Origin of the sequence: Nocardia sp. NPDC047038 (genome assembly GCF_040644075.1) — a bacterium.
Lineage (GTDB): Bacteria > Actinomycetota > Actinomycetes > Mycobacteriales > Mycobacteriaceae > Nocardia > Nocardia sichangensis.
This window is the reverse complement of record NZ_JBEYVQ010000017.1, coordinates 21,136-35,319: the sequence shown is the minus strand read 5'-3', so window position 1 is coordinate 35,319 and position 14,184 is coordinate 21,136. Positions and strand designations below refer to the sequence as shown.

General features: G+C 66.3%; 14 protein-coding genes. 6 read left to right on the top strand and 8 right to left on the bottom strand.

What is annotated here, in order from left to right; all coding sequences use genetic code 11:
• Window positions 1-9: 9 nt before the first annotated feature.
• Window positions 10-312 (bottom strand): nuclear transport factor 2 family protein, encoded by a 303-nt coding sequence (locus tag ABZ824_RS33555; RefSeq protein WP_356968171.1) that lies wholly within the window; start codon window positions 310-312, stop codon window positions 10-12.
• 250 nt (window positions 313-562) lie between these two features.
• Between ABZ824_RS33555 and ABZ824_RS33550 the strand changes: the two genes are divergently transcribed.
• The 5 genes from ABZ824_RS33550 (at window position 563) to ABZ824_RS33530 (ending at window position 6,572) form a co-directional block, all read left to right on the top strand.
• The gene (locus ABZ824_RS33550; RefSeq protein ID WP_356968169.1) at window positions 563-1,771 is read left to right on the top strand and encodes a hypothetical protein; all 1,209 of its coding nucleotides are present in this window, start codon (window positions 563-565) and stop codon (window positions 1,769-1,771) included.
• A gap of 91 nt (window positions 1,772-1,862) precedes the next feature.
• Window positions 1,863-2,072: a LuxR C-terminal-related transcriptional regulator gene (locus ABZ824_RS33545; protein ID WP_356968167.1), complete on the top strand. Its 210-nt coding sequence runs from the start codon at window positions 1,863-1,865 to the stop codon at window positions 2,070-2,072.
• Window positions 2,073-2,426: 354 nt separating this feature from the next.
• The gene (locus tag ABZ824_RS33540) at window positions 2,427-3,404 is read left to right on the top strand and encodes an alpha/beta hydrolase family protein (protein WP_356968225.1); all 978 of its coding nucleotides are present in this window, start codon (window positions 2,427-2,429) and stop codon (window positions 3,402-3,404) included.
• 65 nt (window positions 3,405-3,469) lie between these two features.
• Window positions 3,470-4,285 (top strand): aminoglycoside adenylyltransferase domain-containing protein, encoded by an 816-nt coding sequence (locus ABZ824_RS33535; RefSeq protein ID WP_356968165.1) that lies wholly within the window; start codon window positions 3,470-3,472, stop codon window positions 4,283-4,285.
• 241 nt (window positions 4,286-4,526) lie between these two features.
• Window positions 4,527-6,572 (top strand): TerD family protein, encoded by a 2,046-nt coding sequence (locus ABZ824_RS33530; protein ID WP_356968163.1) that lies wholly within the window; start codon window positions 4,527-4,529, stop codon window positions 6,570-6,572.
• Between the two features lie 20 nt (window positions 6,573-6,592).
• On the opposite strand, the gene ABZ824_RS33525 is transcribed toward ABZ824_RS33530, so the two are convergent.
• The gene (locus ABZ824_RS33525) at window positions 6,593-8,326 is read right to left on the bottom strand and encodes a DUF3556 domain-containing protein (RefSeq protein ID WP_356968161.1); all 1,734 of its coding nucleotides are present in this window, start codon (window positions 8,324-8,326) and stop codon (window positions 6,593-6,595) included.
• Between the two features lie 134 nt (window positions 8,327-8,460).
• Here ABZ824_RS33525 and ABZ824_RS33520 point away from each other — a divergent pair, with 134 nt between their 5' ends.
• Complete coding sequence (locus tag ABZ824_RS33520) at window positions 8,461-9,159, top strand: CoA pyrophosphatase (RefSeq protein ID WP_356968159.1); 699 nt, start codon at window positions 8,461-8,463, stop codon at window positions 9,157-9,159.
• On the opposite strand, the gene ABZ824_RS33515 is transcribed toward ABZ824_RS33520, so the two are convergent.
• From ABZ824_RS33515 to ABZ824_RS33490, 6 genes are all read right to left on the bottom strand, one after another.
• Entirely contained in the window at window positions 9,131-9,814 is a 684-nt protein-coding gene (locus tag ABZ824_RS33515; RefSeq protein ID WP_356968157.1) for a methyltransferase domain-containing protein, read from the bottom strand. The genes ABZ824_RS33520 and ABZ824_RS33515 overlap by 29 nt on opposite strands.
• Window positions 9,811-11,193: a radical SAM protein gene (locus tag ABZ824_RS33510; protein ID WP_356968155.1), complete on the bottom strand. Its 1,383-nt coding sequence runs from the start codon at window positions 11,191-11,193 to the stop codon at window positions 9,811-9,813. The genes ABZ824_RS33515 and ABZ824_RS33510 overlap by 4 nt, the downstream gene beginning before the upstream one ends.
• Window positions 11,183-12,520, bottom strand: coding sequence for a radical SAM protein (locus ABZ824_RS33505; protein ID WP_356968153.1), 1,338 nt, complete (start codon window positions 12,518-12,520; stop codon window positions 11,183-11,185). Before ABZ824_RS33505 ends, ABZ824_RS33510 begins: the two co-directional genes overlap by 11 nt.
• Complete coding sequence (locus ABZ824_RS33500; RefSeq protein WP_356968151.1) at window positions 12,520-12,765, bottom strand: hypothetical protein; 246 nt, start codon at window positions 12,763-12,765, stop codon at window positions 12,520-12,522. The genes ABZ824_RS33505 and ABZ824_RS33500 overlap by 1 nt, the downstream gene beginning before the upstream one ends.
• 120 nt (window positions 12,766-12,885) lie before the next feature.
• Complete coding sequence (locus ABZ824_RS33495) at window positions 12,886-13,668, bottom strand: TrmO family methyltransferase (RefSeq protein WP_356968149.1); 783 nt, start codon at window positions 13,666-13,668, stop codon at window positions 12,886-12,888.
• Window positions 13,592-14,071, bottom strand: a complete 480-nt coding sequence (locus ABZ824_RS33490; protein WP_356968147.1) for a hypothetical protein — start codon at window positions 14,069-14,071, stop codon at window positions 13,592-13,594. The genes ABZ824_RS33495 and ABZ824_RS33490 overlap by 77 nt, the downstream gene beginning before the upstream one ends.
• Window positions 14,072-14,184: the final 113 nt, after the last annotated feature.

The following is a 14,184-nucleotide window of genomic DNA, read 5'->3' as shown; positions in this document are numbered from 1 at the left end:
CCGCGGCGATCACAGGGCCCGGCGGAAGTGCGCGGCGACGGTGTCGACGGCGACGGTGACCTGCGGCTCCTGGTCATAGAAGTCGAACTGGGCGTTGCCGAGCAGATACTGGGTCGCCGCGAAACCACCGAGCGTCTCCTGCCAGGCGGCCACGATCTGCGTCGAAGCGAGCACGACCGGCTCGCCGCCGTCGAGGCTCGTGTAATCCAGCGTCACGTTGTCGGCGAACACGGCCGCGAGGTCGTCCCACTCGCGGAGATCGGCGTACCACGCCATGCGCGTACCGGTGTCGATGACATCAAGGCGATCCATGTGGCACAGAATGGCTTTCAGCGCCCTGCTCGCGAAAGAGCAGAAGTTGCACACTGCGCTGCAAGAACCTGCGGATCCATGAGATCCGGCGGCGAAGCCGACTGATGCAGCGGAGCACGAGCAACGCTCGCGTGCGGTAGGTCGCAGTTCGCGGCCGACTACGCTGTGGAACGAACGACGAGGCAAAGCGCCGGAACTGATGGTCTGCCGTAGGTTTCGGACGAAGACGAAGGCGCCGTGAGGAGGACCGATGGATGCCGAACGCACCGGCAGCAAGGTCGTTGACCCCGGCCGCTTCGATCCGGACACACCGAAGCGAGGGACCTCCCAGCACCCCGATCGGCGGGTGCCGGCGCGTGTCCACCGCTCCATCTTGCGCGAACGCGTAGTGCCGCTGCTGGCAACAATAGTGGGATTGGCAGCCGTGCTGGCTGTGGCGATAGCAGGTACCGCAGCCCTGCTGATCGGATATGGCTATTTCGAACAAGGACGCGACCAGGCCGAGCGTGACAGCTGGTCACGCAAGATCGAGACTGCCATCCGGGCCCTTCCGGGGGTGACCGACGTGTCGCACCGGTTCGAGCACTACAAGGGCAGACACTTCAACGCCGAACTCGACGTGCGGCTCAGGGACGACGCCACACCGGCCGAGGCCGCGTCTGTGGTGAGTGCCATGGGCGCTCAACAGCTTCCGCAGCGGTTCCAAGGCGACCCGACAGAGGTCACCATCGACCGGATGGCGGACACCTATTCCGCATACTGGCTTTTCGGCCGTGACGTGAGCACTGAAGCGAACGCCGCAGACAGCTGGGCGCGACTATGGGCCGCAGGCACCGAAGTGCACTGGTCCTCGCGCGGCGGCGACGCGAGCCGCATAACCAACGCCATCGACGTCCGAGCGGGCTCCGAGAGCGAACCTCAGCGCGCGACCGCGGCGATGCGCCGAATCATCCGGGACTTTCCCGAACTGGCATCCAACCAGTGGACCGTATCCACCGTTCATGAGCGGGAGCGCGGGTTCACCAATCACTCGGAACGGCGCCCCGGGTCGTATCCCTGGCCCCATGATCGCCTCACCCCCCACCAAGAGCCCACCCCTCGCTTCCCGTCCGATGACGAACTCGACCTGTGGCAGTGGTTCCTGACCGATCAACCCATCCCGTTCTTCGTTCTGGTGTCGGTCTACGACCCGCCCTCCGAAGGCCGCGCACTGGGCGTCACCGTAGTCCCCCCGGTGGGGACGGAATTCAGCGCCGCGCAGACCACACAACTCGCCGATCTGCATCTTCCCTACCTGGCAGGCTCCGGTGCGGCGGTCGACTACACGATCTACACACCCAACGGCCCCGTCCACTCCTACGGCCCCTTTTTCGAGGTCGTGGTCGGCGGCTGCCAGACACCCGGGTACAACGTCTTGCCGGAGTCGCAGCCCTACGTGCGTCAGTACGAACGCTGCTAGGCGTCGCCGCATGGCGGCGAGGTGAGTTGGATTCCGCCCAACCGCTATTGCGGCAAGCACTGCGCGGGCCGCTGATACCGCGCTCACATCGGTGCAGTCGGCGAAGCTGACCAAACGTGAACGGCAGGTCGCCGGTTTGGTCGCGCAGGGACTCAGCAACAAGCAGATCGCAGCCGAATCGGTGATTTCGCCACGCACCGCGCATGGACACGTCGAACACGTGTTGACCGAACTGGGGTTCAATTCCAGCGCTCAGATTGCGGTGTGGGTCATAGACGAATCCCGGCAAGAAACGTCGTGAGCAAGCCTCGGTTTCGCCGCCACTCGATACCGGGGATGTCAGCGGTGCCGGTAGGGCAGAGGAACTCATGAATTCGCGACGAATGTATCGCGTCCCTAAGGAGATCTTGATCTCTTCGTGAGGTGTCCAGACCCATCGTACGGGGGAAGCGCACCGCCCAGTCGAGTTCTAGCGTTGACAAAGTTTCCGCGCCCGTCGAGCAGCTGCGACGGCGCCGGTGGTCTCGGAGAAAGACGAACGATGAAACGAAGTTCCGACATCGATACAGGTCGCCCGGCCATGCCTGTCGCCGATTCGGGCAGCGTGCGGATGAGAATCGAAACACTCCGTCGCTGTTCGGGGCACGCGCTCATCATGCTCATGGCGGTGTTCGCCGTGACCGCGGGAGTGGTCGTGGCATCGCCGCCCGCGAGCGCCGATGCCGCGTCGATCACCGGTTCCTGGCCGGAGGACGATCGGACCGTGCAGGTGCGGGTGCATTCCGCGGCGATGGGGCAGGACATCATGGTGAAGGTGCTGCGCCCGGCGGACCGTTCGGTGCCGCGGCCGACGTTGTATCTGTTGAACGGTGGCGGCGGTGGTCAGGACAGCGCGACCTGGCAGAAGAACACCGACGTGCTGCGCTTTCTCGCCGAGAAAGACGTGAACGTCGTCCAGCCGGTGGGCGGGCGTTGGAGCTATTACACCGATTGGCGCGCGCCCGATCCGAAACTCGGTGTGTACAAGTGGAAGACCTTCCTCACCGAAGAGTTGCCACCGCTGATCGATGCCGAATTCGGCACTACCGGGGTGAACGCCGTCGCGGGCTTGTCCACCTCCGGTACCTCGGTGCTGCAGCTGCCGATCGCGAAACCCGGTCTGTATCAGGCGGTTGCGGCCTACAGCGGTTGCGCGCAGATCAGCGACCCGATCGGCCGCGAGTTCGTGAAACTCGCCGTGGAGAGCTGGGGCGGCGGCGACACCGAGAACATGTACGGGCCGCCCGACGACCCGATGTGGGCGGCCAACGACCCGTACCTACACGCCGACCAACTGCGCGGCATACGGCTGTTCCTGTCCACGGGAACCGGAGTGCCAGGCATGTACGACGTCTACAACGGCGCCTACGCTCAGCCAGGGCCGCGCGGTTACCTCAACCAACTGGTGCTGGGCGGTGTGATCGAGGCCGCGGTGAACTGGTGCACGCACAACATGCGCGACCGCCTCGACTCCCTCGGCATCCCCGCGACCTACGACTTCCAGCCCACCGGGACCCATTCGTGGGGGTATTGGCAGGAAGCGCTGAAGAATTCGTGGCCCGTGTTGGCCGACGGGCTGGGGCTGCCGCGCTGAGCCGAAGGCCGCGTGGGCTCCTGGCGATCCGGGCCCCGAGGCGGCCTTGGCGGATACTGGCCCGCATGACCGACATCCTGGCGGATCCCCACCTCCTCCCGGCTGAGTTGCGGCCTTACCTCGATGCGCTGGTGCGACGATCCCGCACCGTCTGCGGGCGTCATCTGACGAGTGTCTTCGCCGTGGGATCGGTCGCGCTCGCGGACTATCGGCACGGGCGCAGCGACGTGGACGTGGTCATCGTCGTCGCGCCGTCGCTTCCCGCGCAGGCATTGCGCGAACTGGCCGAATCGCTCGCGCACTCGTCGCTGCCGTGCCCCGCGGCCGGGCTGGAACTCGTGGTCTACAATTCGGATTTCATCGCCGCACCGTCCGGCGCGGCCGGTTATCTCATGGACCTCAACACCGGTCCCCTGTTGCCGAACCGCGTCAGCTTCGATCCGGCGGACTCATCGGCCTTCTGGTACGTCATCGATCGCTCCATCGCCCACGAGACCGGACGCCTCCTGTACGGGACTCCCGTGCGGCAGGTCGTCGCGGCACCGTCGCGGCGCGACGTTCATGCCGCGCTGCTGGCTTCGGTACGCGAACACGCTGGGGGAGAGGGTCATCTGGGTGACAACCGAGTGCTGAACGGCTGTCGAGCAGTAGCGTTCTGTCGCACCGGTCGCTGGCTGGCCAAACGCGAAGCGGCACAGATGATCGCGAAGTCCGAAGAACACTTCGCCCCCCTCATCGACACAGCGCTGCGCAGCTTCGAGCACCCCCGCACGGCCGCACTCGCACTGCCCACCACCGACGTGCGAGCCTTTCTGGCGTGGGTGGGGGACCGCGTCGACGAAGCCGCGACTCGGACAGTGGGCGGGCGACCGCGTGATTGATGCCGAGATGTGATTATGTCGATATGCGCATCAAACGCAGCCATGCAGTGGTGCAACGCCTCAGTCGACACTGCAGTCCCTTTCGAGCGAGTGTGTAACAGCGGGATCGCTCCAGCCGAATAGCAGTGCGTCGCGGCCGGTTCGACTGCGACGCACTGGGGGCCGGGATCGGATCTGAACCGGCTGAACGCGGATTTTCCTGATACCGCGCGTTTCGGATTGTGGAAGGGTGGAGAGCCGTATGTCGTCGATTCTGGCCAAAGGGCAGAATGTCTCGCTGCCGGACGATGTGGTCCGCATTGATGTCGTGATCGGGTGGACCGAAACGGAGATCGAAGTGGACGCGTCCGCGTTGTTGCTGCGTGTGGACGGAAAGGTCGGCTCCGACAGCGATTTCGTTTTCTATAACCAGCCGGAATCGCCCGACGGATCGGTGCGCTTCTTGGGAACGAGCGCAACCGAGGAGGGGGCGCAGGCCCGAATCGCGATCGACTTGTCGACGGTTCCGGATACTGTTCACACAGTGGCGCTGGCCGGCAGCGTCGGCACCGGCACTTTCGGGCAGCTCGGCAAACTGGCGTTCCGGGTCGTGGACGGCGCGGGACATGTTCTCGCCGAGTACGTCACTGCTGACGCCACCAGTGAGTCGGCGTTTGTGTTCGGCGAGGTGTACCGCCGTGGTGGTGAGTGGAAGGCCCGGGCGGTGGGCCAGGGTTGGGAGTCCGGTCTGGCCGGGCTGGCGACGGATTTCGGTGTCGATGTGGACGACGATGCCGAGCAGGATCAGGCGGACCGGCCGCCCGGTGACGCATCGGCGACGGAACCACAGCCCGACGTGCGGGCGGACTCAGGCCCGGTCGGTGCCACCGAGCCGGAGGGGAAGACTGGACGTCCTGCCCGAGCGGATACCCCGGCAACGCGGGCCAGGGGTGTGCGCACCGCGAAACGCGTTGCGAAAAAGGCGAGACCGATGGAATTCAAGTTCGCCGAACACGAGTCATGGCAACCGGCCCGGCTGTTCTCGGTGTTCGGTGTCGGCGCCGGAGAGGAGCAGGAGCGGCGAGCCACGTCGGCACTGATCGCTACGATGCAGGCTGTGCGTCCGTTCGCGCGTGCACTGTGTGCGCGGATGGGGGCTCCAGCAGGTGTCTTCGAGGGGTACGTCGAGGTGCAGTACCAACGGGGCGATTCGACCGTCATCCCGGACGCGGTGCTCAAAGTCGTTCGAGGAGGGCGAGTTTGGACGGCTTTGCTGGAGGTGAAGACCGGCAACGGCAAGCTGAGGCGGGAACAGCTCGAGAGCTACCTCGAGGTAGCGCGCAAGAACAAGTACGACGTGGTGGTCAGCTTGTCGAACGATGTGCCTGCCGGTCCTGGAGAGCTGCCCGTGCAGGTCGATCGCCGCAAGCTCGCGAAGGTGGCCCTGCGGCACCTGTCGTGGGCGGAGGTGATGCATGAAGCGCGAATGCTCCTGTCGCACGGCGGTATCGAGGATGATCTGCAGAACTGGATCGCGAGTGAGTTGCTGCGTTACCTCTCCCATCCCCGGTCCGGGGCCAGCGAGTTCGTCGATATGGGCCGGCACTGGGTTGCCGTCCGCGACGCGGTGGTGGCGGGTACTCTTCGCGCCGGCGACCAGAAGGTTCTCACCGTCGCTGACGCCTGGATGTCGCTGTCGCGGCATCTCGCGCTGCGACTGACCGCGGAACTCGGCGTCGGTGTCAAGCACATTCTGCCCCGTCGGCACCGTGCCGATCCGGCCGCACGGAATGCAGCAGCGGCGGACCGATTGGCAAGCGAGGGTACGTTCGAAGCTGTCCTGCGGATTCCTGACACCGCGGGCGATCTGATAGTGGTCGCGGATGTTCGAACCAACAGGATTCGCTGCCGTACCACTCTCGATGCGCCCAACGAGGGTACCGCGGGTCGTCGGTTGTCCTGGTTGCTCAGGCAACTCGAGGACGCTCCGGGTGATGTGCAGGTCGAGGCGGTGTTTTCGGTGCGTGGCAACGAAACATGCGAGCATCTCGAGACAGTGCGCGGTAATCCGAAGGTGCTAACGGACGGCCGTGCAGGTGAGATCGTGTCCTTCTCGCTGGAGAAGTCTTTTCCTATGGGCAACAGAAGATCCGGCTCCGGGACCGCGGCGACGTTCATCGCCAGCGTGACAGCGGCGACCGACGCCTTCTACGGATCGGTTGTGCAGCCGCTGCGGGGGTGGGTGCCGCCTGCTCCGAAGCAGTCGGAGCCGTCCGACGCGGACAGTGTGGTACTTGTGGACGGCTGAGCTGTCTCGACTCAGATGAGTCACAGCCCGCTCGCGGTGTAGTGCACCCGCACCGGGACGTCGTCGGCCCAGGGCTGGCGGGTCACCATGTCGGCGACGCGCACTTCGCCGCGTTCGAACTCGCCCGTGGCCGCGTCGACGAGGCGGTATCGCTGGGTCTGCCGGTGGATCGGCTGGGCGTCGAGGAGGACGACGCGTACTTCGCCGGGTTCGAAGTGGCAGCGGCGGTGCATCGCGGCGATGAGTTGTTCGTTGTGCATGTGGCCGTCGCCGAAGTTCCAGCCGACGGCGGTGCTGCAGATGCGTTCGCCGTCGGTGATGGTGTACTCGTCTTCGTGGCCGGGTGGCATGGCGCGGTGGACGAGCGTGAACAACGCGCGGCCGTGGGTGTTCATGGCCCGGAAGGCGTACCCGAGGTACATCGGGATCTGCGCGCGATCCTTGCCGTAGAACCGCTCCAGCTGGGCCTGCGGCATGCCGGCTATCGCGACGATGCCGGTGCCGATCTTCGCGGCGGCCGAGGGTTTGACGCACCACATGGTGGTGTCCCAGTTCCCAGCGTAGTAACGCATGCCCGGTAAGAAGGAGATCTTGCGCGGGAACAGATTCCCGGCGATCACGATGCCTGCGATCACGACGAAGAGCACCGCCACGGGCACGGGGTTGCGCACACTGCTCGGACCGAGATCGGCGTGCGCGACGAACAACGTGACGACGCCGAAGATCATGAAGACGTTCCACTCCAGCGGGACGCCCATGGGAATGGCGGTGAGGATCGCCAGGTGGAAACACACCATCGCGATCGCCGCGATCGCCGTCGGCCAACCGCCGTGGGAGAAGAACAGCACCAGCGGAACGCACATCTCGACGACCGTGCCGCCGTGGGCGAAGACGCGGGACAACCGTCCCGGCCGCAGATCGTCGGGGAAGCGTTCGAAGAACGCGCGCTTGAGCGGCTTCGGCCGGAACACCGGACTGTTGGACATCATCGTGGACACCACGAAAGGGAAGTGCTTGTTGAGTTTCGAGGTGGCCGCGCCCATCCAGATCACGACGAAGACCACCTTCGCGGCGACGATCGAATCGGCTCCGGGGAGAAGGAAGACGACTGTGAGGGTGGCGTACACCTCGCCCCGGGCGGCCAGGAAGATCACTTTGTCCCGCAGCCCGAGTACCGCCAGCAGCCCGAGGATCACCGCCACCTGCCAGTGCGGCAGCAAACCGACGGTGGTGTTCAGCTCCGGTATCGGTCCGGTTCCATCGGACAGCAACGCGACCGCTGTCGTCGCCAGCAGCGCCGCGTACAGCGCGACGTCCACCGGCGTGCGGTTGTCGCCCTTGGTGAGCGGTATCCGCCCCGGCCACGGTGGCAGCCGAATCGTGTTGGGGCGCAACCAATACAGGATCGAGCCGAAGGGCGGGAAGTACCGGTTGTTCAGCGGGCCGAACCCGCACCCGAGGCCGACCACTTCGAACAGCAGCGTGTACAGCACGACTTTTTGGAAGACGATCGGCTCCGACCACCAGGCGCCGACGTCGGTGAACCCGTCGATACCGTTGGTGGTCAGCGCGATCGACCAGCCACCGAGCACGTAGAGGCAGATCTTGCCGACGTAGAACAGGTGCAGCACCGCCGGAGTCCCGAAGCCGACCTCGGCCCAGTGCCGGGCCATGGGACGGATGCGCTCGGCGCGCGTGCCCTTGCTCCATTCCGCCATATCGACCACCGGCAGGTCGGGCTCGAGAAATCCCATCAAGCACGCTCCGATCGCGAACGCCCGGGGCACGGTCCGGACCCCGAGATTCCCGATACGGTGACAGGTGAGTCAGTTGCTGTCAACGACTTCCTTTGTCGCGCTCGTCGATGGGGAAGGGCAAGATCGAAGCCATGGAGCCGACCCCGACAGCGCCGCTACCGAGGAGCATCGACGAATTCCGTGTGCTCGCGCATTCCCGCTTGGCCGCATTCCCGCGCATCGAGGTCGCCGACCTGCCCGGTGTGCGCCGCGCGGCGGTGGTGCTGTGCGTGGTCGAGGAGCCCGGCGGGCCGCTGTCGGTGATCGTCATCAAGCGGGCCTATCGTGGCCGCAACGCCGGACAATGGGGCCTGCCCGGCGGCCGGCTGGACGAAGGCGAGACCACCGAAGAAGCCGCCTTGCGCGAACTGCGCGAGGAACTCGGCCTGGACGCGCGGCCGAGTGATCTGCTCGGCGCACTCGACGACTTCCCGGCGGCCTCCGGTTTCACGATCACGCCCCTCGTTCTGGCACTGAACGACGCGACCCGGTTACGCCCGAATCCGGATGAGGTCTACTCGGTGCATCTGGTGGATCTGGCCCGGGTGGCCGCCGAGGACACCCCGCGCTGGGTCCGGGCCGAGGACGCGGTACGGCAAGCGGAACTGCGCGACGACACCGCGCCTGCGGGCGAAGCGGGCCTGTTGCAGATGCGGCTCGGCCCGAACATGACCATTCACGCACCCACCGGCGCGCTGCTGTGGCAATTCCGTGAAGTGGTCCTGCTCGGCACGGACCCTGACGCGGCCAGAGTCGCCCACTTCACCCAGCCGGATTGGACCCATCGCTAGTTCTCGACGGCGTGACCGTCCAGCCGCGTCGAGGACTCACCGCCTCCGGGGCGATCTCCTCGACCAGGTCGAGGCCCGCCGTGCCGAGTAACGCGTGCATGTGAGCCTGCGACCACCCGCGGATCCGTAGCGGCGGTTCGTTGCGTTCGGTGAAGATCGCCGTCCCGTCGGCACAGACCTGGGCGGGCAGCCCACGCTGCGCGAGTCGATGCGCGTCCACCCAGGTGAAGACGCAGGTACCCGAGTCGCCCAGCCGGGTGCGAATGCGGGTCAGCAGGGCCGCGTGGTCGCGTACATAGCCGAGGAGTTCGCCGACCGCGGAGATGAACGGGTAGTCGGCGTCGGCGTCGTCGAGGAACTCCGTCGCGGACTGCCGTCGATAGTCGACCAGAGGACTGTCGCGGTATCTGGCCTTCGCCAACGACAGCATGCGCGCGGAGATGTCGACGAGGACCACCTGTCGGCCTGCCCGGACGAACGCCGCGGCCTCACGCCCGGAGCCGGAACCGAGGAAGAGCGCGGGGGCGCCACCACGGCCCGCGAAACGGGACAGCGCCGCGAGAACCGCGGCGTCGAACCGCGCGGGCGGCAGATCCCAGCGCGCGTGGTCGTGCGCATCCGCGACGGCGTCGAAGGATTCGGCCCTGCCGGTCATCGGCGCAGCCGTCGGATGTCGTCGAGGATCGCGGCGATCTGGCGCGCTCGGTAGGCGTCGAGGTCGCGAAGTTCGGGGGGTTCCGGACCCAGCCCGAGACGTTCCTCGAAGGCGAAACGGCAGCGCATCAGCCGCTCCAGCGCGCCGTCGCTGCACTGCTCGTGATCGGCTTCCCGCGCGACGGCCGCTCGGTAGATCCGATCGACGTCCGGTTCGGTGAACCGGTAACCCAGCGGTGCGAACGACGTCGACGGCTCGGCGATCACCTGGGTGCGAAGTTCCCTGTGGGCGAGGGTGTTGTGGAACGGGATCAGCGTGGTGAGGCTGAAGGACCGGTACAGCCGGTGTTCGTCGAGCCAGCGCAGGCTTTCGTCCAGCTCGTCGAGTGTGCTGCGCGGCTCGAAGACGATCAGCGAAGCGACCAGACCCACGTCCCGTTGCCGCAGGTGGCGCACCATCCTGGACAACTCCTCCGGTGTCGTGCCCTTTCGCAGTCGGCGCAGCACCGAAAAGGAACCGGATTCGACACCGGCGTGCACCTGAATCAGCCCCACCGAATGCAAGGTGTCGAGTACCCGGTCGAGCGTGCGGTCGAGCCGGGCGTAGATGGAGAAGCGGACCTCGATGTTCCGGCTGCGCAGTTCGTCGGCGAACCGCTGTGCCCAGTCGACCGCGGCCGGCGCTCCCAGAAAGTTGTCGTCGACGAACTGTACGCGTCGAATGCCCTGGCCGACAGCGTGTTCCGTGATCTCGCCGACCACGTCGGCGGGTTCGCGCGGCTGCCACCGGCGGACGCGGGGCGCATCGGGAACGCCGTCGACGGCGCAGAAACTGCATCCGTGCATACAGCCGCGTGTCGCTTCGATGTCGAGTACCCCGCGAACGCGGGCGAAGCGAGGGAATCGGCGCTGCGGCGTGATCGTCTGCCAGGTATCGGGTGGCGCGGGCGGTATTTGCCCGCAATGGGCCAGGCAGGTCGCGACCACCCGGCCGACGTCACCGGAATCCGCGACCGCGTCCACCTGCGCGGCCGCGCCGGGCTGTACCGACACCGCGGCCGCGGCCCGGCCCACCACCAGCACGTACGCATCGGGGTGGACCGCCCGGGCGGCGCGAATGGCCGCGCCGACACCGTCCGAGATCCGGTAGAGGGTGTCGAACACGATGACCGGTCGCGGCGCGAGCGAGCGCAGGGCCGCGACCAGACCCTCCGGATCGGCGGCGGAATCGTAGTAAGCGCAGACGATCCCGGCTCGCTCGAGTGCCGAACCGATCCCGCCGAGCCGGAGGTTCTCGTAGGGCAGGTTGTAGGCGAGCGAGGACCCGTCCTGAATATTGACCAGCAGCGCCCTCGCCGGCGCGGGGTGTTCAGGTGACACTGACGATCGAGAGCAAGCGATCCCGGATGAGCGTTCGATTGATCTCGCAGCGCACGTCCGGTCCGTTCTCCAGCTCGCCGGTATGCGAGTTGTACCAGCGTGCCTGGCAGTCGCCCGCGCACTGCCACTTCGCGAAGCAATTCCTGCACTTCGGAATCTTGTTGACATCGTGCAAACGCAGCTTCGCTATGCGGTTGCCGTCCACGTCGAACGTCCGCGTTTCTCGGTTGTACCGTCCGTAGTAGGCGTGCGGCGCGCGTTTGTCGTCGTCGTACATTATTTCGTAGCAACTCGAAATATGGCCGTCGGAGGTAAGCGAGAAATTCGGATCGGTGACGCCGCAGAACGTTCTCCGGACATGGGGAAAGGTGGCCAGCGCGCCCGACACCACGATCGTCCTGCCGTATTCGTCGGCGATCTCCTGGGCCGCGTAATAGCCGCGTACGAATTCCTGCGCTTCGGGTTCGCCGAAGACCACCGAGCGGCCACGGCCGGTGCCGAGCACCGGCCCCAGATGGAAACGTGGCAGGTCGAATGTCGAACAGAGGTAGCGGGCGATCTCCGGCATCTTGCCGACGGCGGCTCGGCTGATCGTGGACTTGATCATCAGATCCGGAACGCGCCCGGTGAACAGCTCGATGACCTCGCGCACCCGGGAATACGACGTGCCGCCGCGCACGGTCGGACGCTGGAGATCATGGATCGCCGCCGGACCGTCGTGGGACACTTGCACGCTGTCCATGTTGTCGGCGATCCACTGCGCCTTGGCGTCGCTGATCAGCCCGTTCGTGACCATGCTCGCGTTGACGCGCAGATCGCCCGCTTCGTTGCGCGCGTACTCCCGGCTCCAGTCGACCACCGTGCGGATCAGGTCGAAGTCGAGCGTCGGTTCGCCGCCGCCGTGGAAGTTGAGATAGGCGGTGCCCGCGCCGCTCGCCGCCGCGTTGTCGATCACGAATTTCGCCGCGTCCAACGCCATTCGGCGGTTGTACAGGTCGACCGGGTGATCACCGGCGTCGGCGTAGCAATAGGTGCAGCGGAGATTGCAGGCGGCGGTGACCATGTAGACCACCCCGGTCGGCGCGAACGATTCGTCCCAGGTGCCCACGGGGGCGGGGCTCGGCGTGTCGGCGGGCACGATGAGCCCGAGCCCGTGCAGGTACCGCAAGGTCTCGCGGCTCGCGGAGCTCTGCCCAGAGCGGAGTTCGGCGGCCGTCTGCGGTGTCAGGCGGCTGATGACGCCCTCGAACGGCGCGTAGAGCAGGTGGCCGTCGTCGACATCGACGACGAACACCTCCTCGGCGATCTTGAACCGGCCGTCGGACATCAGAACACCTTGCATTCCCCGACGCACTGCGCGCACATGCGATTGTCCTGAACGGTGGGTGCGCCGATCCGCACCGTGTGCGCGGGCTCTTCGCCGGGTGCGCAGCGAAATTCCGCCGAGTCGAACAGGAGATTCAATGTGACGCGGTCGGATTTGATATCACCGAGCAGAGTTTCGGACATGGTCGCGCTCCCGTTCAGATTTCGATTCAGGAAATACCAGAAAAACAGTACCGAGCCGGACACGGTCGCGCCGTCGATCGCCTGGACGGCCTACCGCGGAAATGGCGTGTCGCCCGCGTGTCCGGAGAATTCATTCGGCTGAATGTCGTTCGTTCGCCCGACTGCCGATCGGCGCCGGATATGTTATTGCGGGTACTGGGTGATGGCCCACTCCGAGCCGGTCCTGCGTGCGGAAAGTCTGCGCGTGGGTTCCACGAATTCGACGACCGGTTCGTCGGTGTCCGACAGCGTCACACCCAGCCGGCCGTTGCCGAAGGTCGCGCCGGTGAGACCTTGCACACAGTCCACGAGATGGCCGTCGGCCCGGATATGGACCCGGAGCGCGGGATTTCCCAGCCACAAGTCGTGGTTCTGCACCAAAGTGGCCGCCAGCGCGCCGGTTTGGCCGACGCGGGCGCAGCGCTCGCCGTGGAAATTGTAGGCGGGGCGGGCCAGCACGGCGGCCAGTGTCCGGTGGTCGAGTTGCCGTTCGATGAACCGGCGATCCAGCCGTCGCGTGGACGGCACGCACTCCCAGCGCCAGTTGTACCTCTTGATGTCGAGCACCGGTGAGTTGTCCACGAAATCGAGCCACTCGAAGGAGATTTCGGTACCTCGGATGTCGAGTACCCGGCTCAGGGTCATGCCCAACAGGTTGGGCCGGCACGACGACCGGATCGAGAAGGCGCCCTGCGCGTGGCGCGTGCCCGGGCTGCCCGTCAGCACCTCGGGATCGGCCAGATGGAATACCGCGAGCACGTAGAGGTGATCACCTGGCTCGATTCCGTCCAGCGCGGCCAGATACCGTTCGTCCAGCACCACCCGGGACGGAAGCCCCTCGGAGGGAACGTCATCGATCGTCGGCGCGCCGCAGCGCACCACGCCGATCGGGGCGAAAGCGGGCAGGGGCGGGGCAACGGGGGTCATGCTGTACTCCTGGGATCAGTGGAATTCGGACGCACCAGCGGGCAGCCGCGCGTATTCGCGGCGGATCAGATCGGCGATCGCGATCACCCCGTCCGGCGCGGGTTCCCTTCGCTACCGCTGCCGCCCGCTCCAGCAACGCGGCGGCTCCGTCGAGGTCACCGCGGGCAGTTCTGCACCGCGCGATGTTCACCGCGAAGCGCAGTTGCTTACCGGTGAGATAACGGTGGCCGTATTCCGAGCCCAGTCTGTGACAGGTGTCCAGCGCGGCGCGTAACCGGCGCTCGGCGGGGTCGTGGTCGCCGTCGTGGAATCGCGGCAGAGCGAGCACGGGCAACGCCCCGGCGCGAACGACGGCGGTCAGTTCACGATCCGGCCGCGGCAGGTGCGCGCCGATCTCGTCCATCGTGTCGATGCCTCCGGAACGAGTTGCTGTCCTCGCCGGGAAGCGGCTGCGGGCCCGGCTTCCCGGTCTCGGATGAGTCTGGCCGCGCGGGCACGAAAAATCTGTCCGACGAT

Coding starts and splice junctions, on each gene's coding strand:
- ABZ824_RS33535 (WP_356968165.1), top strand. CDS start 3,470: ATGACCGACATCCTGGCGGATCCCCACCTCCTCCCGGCTGAGTTGCGG.
- ABZ824_RS33495 (WP_356968149.1), bottom strand. CDS start 13,668: ATGACCCCCGTTGCCCCGCCCCTGCCCGCTTTCGCCCCGATCGGCGTG.
- ABZ824_RS33520 (WP_356968159.1), top strand. CDS start 8,461: ATGGAGCCGACCCCGACAGCGCCGCTACCGAGGAGCATCGACGAATTC.
- ABZ824_RS33525 (WP_356968161.1), bottom strand. CDS start 8,326: ATGGGATTTCTCGAGCCCGACCTGCCGGTGGTCGATATGGCGGAATGG.
- ABZ824_RS33555 (WP_356968171.1), bottom strand. CDS start 312: ATGGATCGCCTTGATGTCATCGACACCGGTACGCGCATGGCGTGGTAC.
- ABZ824_RS33540 (WP_356968225.1), top strand. CDS start 2,427: ATGCTCATGGCGGTGTTCGCCGTGACCGCGGGAGTGGTCGTGGCATCG.
- ABZ824_RS33490 (WP_356968147.1), bottom strand. CDS start 14,071: ATGGACGAGATCGGCGCGCACCTGCCGCGGCCGGATCGTGAACTGACC.
- ABZ824_RS33530 (WP_356968163.1), top strand. CDS start 4,527: ATGTCGTCGATTCTGGCCAAAGGGCAGAATGTCTCGCTGCCGGACGAT.
- ABZ824_RS33505 (WP_356968153.1), bottom strand. CDS start 12,520: ATGTCCGACGGCCGGTTCAAGATCGCCGAGGAGGTGTTCGTCGTCGAT.
- ABZ824_RS33515 (WP_356968157.1), bottom strand. CDS start 9,814: ATGACCGGCAGGGCCGAATCCTTCGACGCCGTCGCGGATGCGCACGAC.
- ABZ824_RS33550 (WP_356968169.1), top strand. CDS start 563: ATGGATGCCGAACGCACCGGCAGCAAGGTCGTTGACCCCGGCCGCTTC.